The sequence below is a fragment of the Albidovulum sp. genome (assembly GCF_049646345.1).
Taxonomy (GTDB): Bacteria; Pseudomonadota; Alphaproteobacteria; order Rhodobacterales; family Rhodobacteraceae; genus Albidovulum.
The window spans coordinates 1-10,007 of the sequence record NZ_JBARVQ010000731.1 but is presented as its reverse complement, the minus strand read 5'-3'; the positions used below and the strand labels follow the sequence as shown (position 1 = coordinate 10,007).

10 protein-coding genes and 1 tRNA gene are annotated in these 10,007 nt (G+C 61.1%); 9 read left to right on the top strand and 2 right to left on the bottom strand.

Annotated elements, in window-relative coordinates; all coding sequences use genetic code 11:
- The 4 genes from WBB85_RS19165 to WBB85_RS19150 all read left to right on the top strand — a co-directional run.
- Positions 1-280, top strand: a 280-nt coding sequence (locus WBB85_RS19165) for an aminotransferase class V-fold PLP-dependent enzyme (protein WP_432640188.1), incomplete at its 5' end; no start/stop codon positions are given.
- A 38-nt stretch (positions 281-318) separates the two neighbouring features.
- Positions 319-1,287 (top strand): hypothetical protein, encoded by a 969-nt coding sequence (locus tag WBB85_RS19160; protein ID WP_432640187.1) that lies wholly within the window; start codon positions 319-321, stop codon positions 1,285-1,287.
- A 102-nt stretch (positions 1,288-1,389) separates the two neighbouring features.
- Positions 1,390-1,466 (top strand) — tRNA-Arg (locus WBB85_RS19155).
- Positions 1,467-1,671: 205 nt separating this feature from the next.
- Complete coding sequence (locus tag WBB85_RS19150; protein ID WP_432640186.1) at positions 1,672-1,980, top strand: phasin family protein; 309 nt, start codon at positions 1,672-1,674, stop codon at positions 1,978-1,980.
- A gap of 114 nt (positions 1,981-2,094) precedes the next feature.
- Here the strand turns inward: WBB85_RS19150 and WBB85_RS19145 are convergent, their stop codons facing one another.
- A complete protein-coding gene (locus tag WBB85_RS19145; protein WP_432640185.1) occupies positions 2,095-2,664 on the bottom strand; it encodes a YcbK family protein in 570 nt (189 codons plus the stop codon).
- Positions 2,665-2,984: 320 nt separating this feature from the next.
- Here WBB85_RS19145 and WBB85_RS19140 point away from each other — a divergent pair, with 320 nt between their 5' ends.
- Genes WBB85_RS19140 through WBB85_RS19125 form a run of 4 tightly spaced genes read left to right on the top strand, consistent with a single transcriptional unit; the run spans position 2,985 to position 7,222 of the window.
- Positions 2,985-4,598 carry a L,D-transpeptidase family protein gene (locus WBB85_RS19140; protein WP_432640184.1) on the top strand — a complete coding sequence of 538 codons (1,614 nt, stop codon included), beginning with the start codon at positions 2,985-2,987 and terminating at the stop codon, positions 4,596-4,598.
- A gap of 44 nt (positions 4,599-4,642) precedes the next feature.
- A complete protein-coding gene (gene lpxD / locus WBB85_RS19135; protein WP_432640183.1) occupies positions 4,643-5,764 on the top strand; it encodes a UDP-3-O-(3-hydroxymyristoyl)glucosamine N-acyltransferase in 1,122 nt (373 codons plus the stop codon).
- Positions 5,754-6,017: an acyl carrier protein gene (locus tag WBB85_RS19130; protein ID WP_432640182.1), complete on the top strand. Its 264-nt coding sequence runs from the start codon at positions 5,754-5,756 to the stop codon at positions 6,015-6,017. The genes lpxD and WBB85_RS19130 overlap by 11 nt, the downstream gene beginning before the upstream one ends.
- The gene (locus WBB85_RS19125; RefSeq protein ID WP_432640181.1) at positions 6,014-7,222 is read left to right on the top strand and encodes a beta-ketoacyl-[acyl-carrier-protein] synthase family protein; all 1,209 of its coding nucleotides are present in this window, start codon (positions 6,014-6,016) and stop codon (positions 7,220-7,222) included. The genes WBB85_RS19130 and WBB85_RS19125 overlap by 4 nt, the downstream gene beginning before the upstream one ends.
- Before the next feature lie 68 nt (positions 7,223-7,290).
- On the opposite strand, the gene WBB85_RS19120 is transcribed toward WBB85_RS19125, so the two are convergent.
- A complete protein-coding gene (locus WBB85_RS19120; protein WP_432640180.1) occupies positions 7,291-7,938 on the bottom strand; it encodes an invasion associated locus B family protein in 648 nt (215 codons plus the stop codon).
- A gap of 402 nt (positions 7,939-8,340) precedes the next feature.
- On the opposite strand from WBB85_RS19120, the gene WBB85_RS19115 reads away from it, so the two are divergent.
- Complete coding sequence (locus tag WBB85_RS19115; RefSeq protein WP_432640179.1) at positions 8,341-9,930, top strand: helicase HerA-like domain-containing protein; 1,590 nt, start codon at positions 8,341-8,343, stop codon at positions 9,928-9,930.
- Positions 9,931-10,007 lie beyond the last annotated feature (77 nt).

Genomic DNA, 10,007 nt, shown 5'->3' with positions numbered 1-10,007 from the left:
GTTCAAGGGGCTGAACTGGCTGAACATTCAAGGCAATGCGCCCGGCAAGGGTGCGATTTTCTCGATGACTCTGGAAGGGGCGGCACATGCTCACGACATCTCGACCGTGCTCGACAAAAAGGGGGTCGCGGTCCGCGCAGGCACCCATTGCGCGATGCCGCTTCTCGATTTCTTCGATGTCACCGCCACCTGCCGCGCATCCTTCGGACTCTACAATACCAAGGCCGAAGTCGACACCCTGATCGAGGCATTGGAGCTTTGCCATGAGCTTTTTGCCTGACCCCAACCAATCCAATCATGCAGATGCCTAGCTCTCCCGTGAAACTGACCTTGCATATAGGTACGCCCAAGACAGCGACGACGACGCTTCAGCATACGTTCGCCGCCTCTCGGGGGGTACTGCTTGAAAATGGTCTTTTCTATCCGGGCCCGCTGACCGCGCATCATGAATGGCGGGATGTGCTGGACCTGATTGTGGCGGGCAAGGCAAAGTATCAGTCAAAACTGCAAGGGATGCAGGACAGGCTGTCGGCAGAGGTGGCCGCCGCCGGTGCTCCCCACATCCTGATGTCGAGCGAGTCGTTCGTAGATGCTGATCGGGCGGTGCTGGAGCGTTTGCGTGATGTGCTTTACCGGACAATTCCGGGTCTGAGCGAGATCCGTGTGATCTGCTACCTGCGCGAGCCGATCGGCTTTGCGACCAGCAATGGTCAGCAACTGCTCAAGGCCGGGCATGTGAGGCTGCACGACATTTACCGGCAGCCCTGGACGATCAGCCTCCGCGCCTGTTTTGAAAACCACTTCGCGGTCTTTGGGCAGGGCAATGTCACCGCGCGGCACTTCCATCCGGATCACCTGACCGATGGCGACATTATCGCCGACTTTCTCGCCACGCTCGGATTGGCGGGGGTATCCTTGCCCGCAGCCTTGCCCGGCCTGAACACCTCGACGTCGATGGAGGGCGCATTGGTCGCCGATGCGCTGTCAGAGATCCGTCCGCGTGCGAAGCGCGCGCGAAAACACCGCCGGATCTATAAACGCTTCATCGAGCAGATACCGGGGCAACCCTTTGTCCTGCCGGTCGAGGTGCAGGAAAGGGTGATTGAGCAGTCCCGCGACGATCTGGACGCGGTGAACACCTGGTTCGGGCTCGATATCCGACCGGGACGGATCAGACCCGCACCCACGCAAAATCTGCACCCGCAGACAGCCATGTGGATGGCGCGGATGATCGAACGGATCGTGGAAACCTGCGACACGGCGACCCAGAAGTCGATATTGCTGTAAAAGTCACCATCCCAGCCCTTCCCACCCGCAGTTCCCCAGGGCGTCCATGCGTGCCACAAAGCGATTGCGGGCGGATCGGCTTTATCCTATAGCTCCGCCAACGCACCCGTAGCTCAGCTGGATAGAGCGCTGCCCTCCGAAGGCAGAGGTCACAGGTTCGAATCCTGTCGGGTGCGCCATTCCCTTGAATTGCGGATGATCCCGGCGTGGGGTCGGGCATCGGTGTCATCCTGCTGTCGCCGTCTGTGTTGCGCGAGATCAAGGTGGCCGGGTGCCGGGTCGGATATGCTTTGGTGACTGATCGGAGCAGGGAGGCAAAAGATGCCCAGAGCGAGAGCAAAATCCATCCCGGCAGCAGAGGCGACGGATCCTTCAGCGGATGTCGTGCAGCAATTGATTGCGGCTCCGCGGCCCGGTGACCTCAGCCCGGTCTATTCCGCGCTGCTGGAGGGGGCGGTGGATATCGGGGCCGAGGTTGTCCAGTTTGTTGCCGCGCGTATTGCCGAGGACGTGTACACACAACATGAAATCATGCACTGCAAAACCCCTACTGACCTTGTCCACATCCAGATGCGTTTTCTGCAAAAGGCGTTCGAGCAGTATTCGGCCGAGACGGGCAAGCTTATCACCCTTGGGAACGACACCCTGCGGGACGCGTTGACGAAAGGCCACGCCCCGGTAGCGGAGGGGTGACACCAGGCGATCCCTCGGCAGGTCACGACACCGATCATGTCGTCTTGCGCGCATACTTGAGACAAAGAAAAAGGCGCCGGAATGCGGCGCCCTGATGTTTTGATGAGGTTGTGTTCAGCTGCCCCATGTCCGGATCGGACCGCAATCCATGTGAACGAAGTTCGAGCGGGAGTATTTGCCGACGCCTCCGGCCTCGCAGGCGGACGCCGCGCGGTACATCTGACCGACCGAGCGCGACCGCAGGCGCAGATCAGCAGCTTGCGCCTTCATATGCAGCGAGTTGCGCGCAACCCCGCGCGATGAAGAGCGCAGCAGAGCGTTGGTATGGGCGGTCCGATAGCCCGACAGCAGCGTGTAGGGCTCGCTCACATCCAGCAGACGATGCGCGGCCGCGGCGATGTCCACTGTCCGGGGATCGACATCCTTGGTCTGATCCGACCGCCAGTCGCGCATGAAATAGGTGATCTCGTTCAGCGCTTCGGGGACATATTTGCCATCGATCCAATAGATCGTGTCGATGCTCTCACCCGTGCGACCGGAATACATGCGGATACGTCGGATATCGCCGCCCCCGCGCAGCAGGCCAAAAGCGTTGGCATAAGTCGGTGCGGCGGTGACTGCTGTTGCCGCGAATGCGGCAATAAGTCCCCGACGGGTGAATCCCAAAGGTGAACGATCTGTCATGGCGTAAAGCCTGTCCCGTAGCTCTGACCGCCTTTTCAGCGGTTTGTTTAGCAGCAATTCCCCAAGTGCTGCCATCTTATGACACAAGACGATTCTTCAGCCAACCGGGCAATTGTTCTCGGAATCGAATTTCAAGCGCGATCGGCGAAAAATTGCTGAAAGACGATTCGAGTGGCTAATTTATCAATGAAAACACCAGGTCGTTGCCGAAATGCGACATTCGTAAAGGCTTCCGTTACGGTCATTCCCTATCGTGAATGGACTTGATCGCGAAATTTCCGGACATTGGGGTCATAAAACGGGAAACGGTTTGTAGGGTCATGCGCATTCATCTTGGTCAGCGCACAGGAATGCTGAGTGTCGTTCATATGCTGCTATGGGCGGTTGCCCTGTGCGGCACGGTCGCGCCGCTGCAGGCGGGCGATCTGGCGTATAGGCAGGCGGTCGCCGAGGCGGCAGCCTCCAATCCGGCACTGGCCGAATTCTACCGGGAGCGGGACTATGCGCCGCTGTGGACCACAGGTGCCGATGGCGCCCGGCGCGAGGTGTTTTTCCGCGCGCTCGGCTCTGCCGGGGATCACGGTCTGCCTGTCGGGGACTACGGCGCCAATGACCTGCGCGCCCGGTTTGCCGCCCTGACCTCTGAACGCCAGCGTGGGCAGCTTGAAGTCGCGATGACGGCAGCGTTGCTTGACTATGCAGTTGACATTCAGACCGGCGCTATCACACCGGCCAGCGTCGATCCGGGCATCGTTCGCGCAGTGCCGAAACGCGACCCTGTTGCAACCTTGCGCAGTTTCGCGGCAACCGAACCGCGCACCTTCATGCGCTCGCTGCCGCCGCAAAGCCGTGAATACGAACAGCTTCGCCGCGCGATGTTCGATCTGCGCGGGGTGATCGCATCCGGGGGCTGGGGGCAGACGGTCGCCGAAGAAAAGCTGGAACCCGGTGACAGCGGGCAGCGCGTGGTCGCGCTGCGCGACCGGCTTATCCGCATGGGTTATCTGCATCGGACTGCGGCGCAGGACTACGACGGCGCCATCCAGAAGGCGGTGCAGCGCTTCCAGATAGAGCACGGGCTGTCGCCTGATGGCGTCGCGGGGGCTGGTACCCTGTCAGAGATCAATGTCGGGCCAGAGGCGCGTCTGCGCTCGGTTCTTGTGGCGCTGGAACGGATGCGCTGGATGAACGGCATTTCGCTCGGCAAGCGGCATATCTGGGTAAATCTTCCGGATTTCACCGCCAAGGTCGTCGACGATGGCAAAGTCACCTTTGAAACCGTGACGGTTGTCGGCCAGAACCAGCATGATCGCCGCAGCCCGGAATTTTCCGATGTGATGGAACATCTGGTCGTCAACCCGACCTGGAATGTGCCGCGATCCATCACGGTCAAGGAATACCTGCCGATGCTGCAGAAGAACCCGAACTCGGTTGGTCATCTGAAGATCACCGACCGCCGGGGCCGGGTCGTGGATCGCAGTCAGGTTGATTTCACGCAATTCACCGCGCGAAATTTCCCCTTCGCCATGTCGCAGGCGCCGTCCAATTCCAATGCACTTGGACTTGTGAAGTTCATGTTCCCGAACAAGTGGAACATCTATCTGCACGACACGCCGTCTAAATCGCTGTTCAAAAAGGAAGTCCGCGCATTCAGCCATGGCTGCATCCGGCTCGGACAACCTTTCGATCTGGCTTATGCGCTTCTTGCCCGGCAGAGTGACGACCCACAGGCCGAGTTTCGGCGTTACCTGAATTCAGGGCGCGAAACCACCGTGCCGTTGAAGCAGCAGGTTCCGGTGCATCTGGTTTATTATACGGCCTGGCCGTCGGCGCGGGGTGAGGTTGAGTATCGCCGTGATGTCTATGGTCGCGATGCGCGGGTTTTCGATGCGCTGGTAGCGGCCGGGGTGGCAATGCCCGAACTTCAGGGCTAATCCTGTCGCCGGGGACGCAGGCCCCCGTCAGTCAGGAGGTCCCGATGCATCAATCCTATTCGGTTGCAGAGATCGCCGAGGCGTTGGGCGCCCCGGCCGAGGGCGATCTTGACCTGCGCATTTCCGGCGCGGCGGAACCGGCAACGGCGGGACCGGATCACCTCGCACTGGCAATGGACCAGAAATATGCAGGCGGTCTTGCCGCAGGGCAGGCGCGGGCGGCCGTGCTTTGGCAGGGCGCTGATTGGCGGGCATTGGGGCTGAAGGCCGCGATCTTCGTTGGCCGCCCGCGTGTTGCGATGTCGGCCATAACCCGGCGGCTTGATCCGGGGCCCGCAATTGCACCCGGTATCCATCCGACCGTGATCATCGGCGAAGGTGCCAGAATTGCGGATGACGCCGCGATTGGCCCCTATACGGTGATCGGCGAAGCGGTCGAGATCGGTGCAGGCGCACGGGTCGCGGGACAGGTCACAATCGGCGCAGGCAGCCGGATCGGCAACCATGCGCTGATCCATCCCGGCGTTCGCATCGGTCGCAATGTTCATATCGGTGACCGCTTCATCTGCCAGCCCGGCGCGGTGATCGGCAGCGACGGCTTTTCCTATGTCACGCCCGAAAAATCCGGTGCCGAGACCGTGCGCGAAACACTTGGCCAGCAGGCCGAGATCAGCAAGCAGAAATGGCTGCGCATCCATACGCTGGGCGGGGTCGTGATCGGCGACGATGTGGAAATCGGCTCGAACGCCACGATCGACGCAGGCACGATCCGCGCGACGGTGATCGGCAACGGAACCAAGCTCGATAACCTCGTCCATCTTGGCCACAACGTGACCGTCGGCGAGGATTGCCTGCTTTGTGGTCAGACCGGTATCGCGGGATCCGCCAGGATTGGCGACCGGGTGATCCTTGGCGGTCAGGCAGGGGTTGCCGACAACATCTTCGTCGGCGACGACGTGATCGCGGGCGGCGGGACCAAGATCATGTCGAATGCCCCGGCGGGGCGGGTTCTGCTTGGCTATCCCGCCATCAAGATGGAAACCCATATCCAGGCGTGGAAAAATATACGCCGCCTTGACCGGCTTTTTGCGCAGGTGGCCGAGCTTCGCGCGGCTGTCGCAGGCACGGTTCAGAAGGGTAAGAAAGGTGCAGGCGATGACGACTGATGTCAGGGATCGCGTGATTGCGATCATCGCTGAACAGGCGGTTCTGGATGTGGATCAGGTCGGGCCCGAGATGCGGCTGGACGAGCTGGGGGTCGACAGCCTTGGTCTGGTCGAGTCGATCTTTGCCATCGAGGAAAGCTTTGACATCACCGTTCCCTTCAACGCGAACGAGCCCGGAAAAAGCGGGTTCGATATGACCTCAGTCGGATCGGTCATTGCCGCGGTGGAAGAGCTGATCGCAGCGCAGACATGAGACGGGTCGCGATCACCGGCGCGGGCGCGATCAACGCGCTGGGCCATGATGTTGGCTCAACCTGCGAGGCGATGCGCGAGGGGCGCTGTGGCATCGGGCCGCTGGACATTCGCGATGTCGACCGGCTTCAGATCGGGATTGGCGCACAGGTGCGGGGGTTTGAGCCCGAGGCGCATTTCAACCGGCAGGACATCGCGCTTTTCGACCGCTTTACCCAGTTCACGATGATCGCGGCGCGACAGGCGATTGCCCAATCCGGCCTGGTCTTCGGGGATCAGCTTTCGGCCGAAACCGGTGTCGTCTTTGGCACTGCCGGGGGCGGGGTGAACACATGGGACGACAATTACCGGGCCGTCTATGAGGAGGGCAAGAACCGTGTTCATCCCTTTGTCGTGCCGAAGCTGATGAACAATGCCGCCGCCAGCCATGTCAGCATGGAATGGAACCTGCGCGGCCCCGGCTTTACCGTTGCCACCGCCTGCGCCTCGTCCAACCATGCGATGGGGCTTGCCTATCAGATGGTGCGGTCTGGCATGGCGCGGGTGATGGTCACGGGCGGGTCCGAGGCGATGCTGTGTTTCGGCGGGATCAAGGCCTGGGAAGGACTGCGCGTCATGTCCAAAGAGGCCTGCCGCCCCTTCAGCGCCAATCGAAACGGCATGGTGCAGGGGGAAGGCGCGGGGGTCTTCGTCTTTGAGGACTGGCACCATGCCGTGGCGCGTGGCGCCGATATTCTGGCCGAAGTCGCGGGCTTTGCGATGAGTTCCGATGCCGCAGATATCGTCATGCCGAACCAGGCAGGGGCGGAACGGGCGATCACGGGTGCCCTGCGCGATGCGGGGCTGTCACCTGACGAGGTCGGGTATGTCAATGCCCATGGCACCGGCACCACCGCGAATGATAAAACCGAATGCGCTGCCGTGGCGCATGCCTTCGGTTCCGCCGCCGACCGGCTGATGATCTCATCCACCAAATCCATGCATGGCCACGTGATCGGCGGGACGGGCGCGGTGGAGCTGCTGGCCTGCATCATGGCGCTCAGGGACGGGGTGATCGCCCCGACGATCGGTTATGAAGAGCCTGACCCGGAATGCGCGCTGGATGTCGTGCCGAATGTCGCGCGCGAGGCGAAGGTCAGGGCTGTTCTGTCGAATGCCTTTGCCTTCGGGGGTTTCAATGCCGTCATTGCGCTGAAACGGGCCTGACAAACCAAAAACGCCGCCCGAAAACGGACGGCGTCTGATCTAAAGCGTTTCATGAAACGACTGGCGGATCATTCCGCCGGTTTGTTTTCCTTGCTGACGGCTTCAAAGCCCGCAGTGAAACCGCTCAGCGACAGTTCGACATCAACCGTGCGCGAAGGATCCGCAACCGGAACAACAGTGAGCGTTGCGATGTTCCCCTTGCGGAAAGCATTGAGGTCGTCCTCGGTCAGGCCCAGGCGGGCGACGCAGCCGACCTCGGCGCAGAAGGTGAAATCGAAACGTTTGGTCTTGCCGCTGTCGATCGTGAGGTTCAGTTTCTGGGTCAGCAGCGTTTCAAGCGGAACGATCACCGTGGCGCCGGCGACCGCAACATTCTTATCCGCTGTGTCGGTGTTCTTCGGCAGGGCGAGAAGTGTCATTTCCATAATCGGGTTACCGGTCGCCTTGTCGTCCAGCAATTGGTAAAGCTGGCAGGGCTCGGGCCCTTCGGCAACCTTCACGCAGCGAAGCTGCCAGTCGCCGAAGCTTTCTTTCACATAAGGCTCATCCGCCGCCGGTTCCTTGGCCACAGCGGGGGAGACCGGCTGCTCGGGCGCGGCTTCGGTGGTTTCGGCTGCCGGTTCGGTGCCGGTCGCATCCGTCGCTTCCTGCGCCGCCAGCGGCGCAGCCAGACCGAGGGCCAGAAGGAGCGTCAGGGTTTTTGAGAATGCAGGCATATTTGGTTCCGTTTTCCTCGGAGAAGTTCGGGGTGGACTTATCACGCGTCTGCAACAGTGTCAGCGGACAAAAGTGACGAGGCGACATTCCGCTCAGAATCTCCGGGGTGACGCAACGGCACCTTCCCGCACGGATATCGTCTTAAACAAAAAGGGCCCCAGCCGGGGCCCTTTTCATATCTTTCGCTCCCTGTCGGACAGGCCGACTTAGTCATTGACGCGAACGCTATTCAGTTCGCCCCCATGCGTCAACCGGAAAAATTACGTGCTCCAAAAAATTGATTTTCCTCAAAAAAAGACCGCGCCGAAGCGGGCGCGGCCAGTCTGACAGGGAGGAAGTAACGCCCGAACGGCACAGCTGCGCGCCCGGACATATTCAACTCTGGCATGGATGGGTTAAGATTGTATGGTGGCAGCGGCGAACAAAGCTGGACGGGGGATATCGTGCTGACCGAGGGTGGAATTTTTGTTGGTGGCGGCGGCGAAGCCTATGGCACGCCGCAGGAACTTTTGTTGAAATATGGAAACCGTCACGGCCTGATTGCCGGGGCCACCGGCACGGGCAAGACCGTGACATTGCAGATCCTGGCGGAAAACCTTTCCGCCGCCGGGGTGCCTGTCTTCCTTTCGGACGTGAAAAGCGATCTGGCCGGGCTCGCGGTGGCGGGATCGGACAAGGCCAAGCTGCATGACGCCTTCATGAAGCGCTGCGCGACCATCGGTTATGATCTGCAATATCAGGCATTTCCGGTCACGTTCTGGGATCTTTTCGGCGAATCCGGCCATCCGATTCGCGCCACCGTGACCGAGATGGGGCCGCTTCTGCTCTCGCGGCTCATGGATCTTTCGGATGCGCAGGAGGGCGTTCTGAACATCGCTTTCCGGCTGGCCGATGAAGAAGGCCTGCCGCTTCTCGATCTGAAGGACCTTCAGGCGATGCTGGTCTGGATCGGCGAAAACGCCGCCGAGATCGGGCTGCGCTACGGCAATATCTCTCCGGCGAGCGTCGGGGCGATCCAGCGGCAATTGCTGGTTCTGGAAAATCAGGGCGGTACGCGGCTCTTTGGTGAACCTGCGCTGGAGCTGGCCGATATGATGCGCACGACTGCGGATGGTCGCGGTCAGATCAATATCCTTGCCGCTGACAAGCTGATGGCCTCGCCCCGGCTTTATGCCACGTTCCTGCTGTGGCTTCTGTCGGAGCTTTTCGAGGAACTGCCCGAAGTGGGCGACCCCGACAAACCGAAATTCGTCTTCTTCTTCGATGAGGCGCATCTGTTGTTCGACGATGCGCCGAAGGCGCTGGTGGACAAGGTCGAGCAGGTCGCCCGCCTGATCCGGTCCAAGGGGGTCGGCATCTATTTCATCACCCAGAACCCCGATGACGTGCCCGAAGACATTCTGGGCCAGCTTGGCAATCGTATTCAGCACGCGCTTCGCGTCTTCACCGCCAAAGACCAGAAGGCGCTGGCGCGGGCAGCGCAGAACTATCGCCCGAACCCGAGATTCGAGACCGAGACGGCGATCAAGGAAGTGGGGACGGGCGAGGCGGTGACCTCATTCCTTGAGGCCAAGGGTATTCCGGGCGTGGTCGAACGTACGCTGGTCCGCCCGCCGTCAAGCCAGCTTGGTCCGATCACGACCGAGGAGCGCCGGGCTGTCATTGCGGCCTCAAATCTCGGGATCAAATACGACAAGGCTGTGGACCGCGATTCTGCCTTCGAACGGCTTCAGTCCCGTGCGGAAGAGGCCGCCAAGGCCGCAGCCCGCGCCGAGGAAGAGGAAGAACGGCTGAAGGAAGAGGAACGCCGCACCCGTGAGGCGCGGCGCTATGACGACCGCAGCTCCGGGCGCTCATCCTCGCGTCGTCGCTCGTCGCGATCCGACAGCCTTGCCACCGCCTTCGGCAAAAGTCTTGTGCGACAGCTTGGCACCAAGTCCGGTCAGGCGCTGGTGCGCGGCATCCTCGGATCGCTGTTCAAGTCGCGGTAGGATAGGCGGGCTGACGCAGGCCTTGCGTCAGCCTCAAAGCCCCAGCTTCTTGGCCACCAGTTCGTTGACGGCTGCCG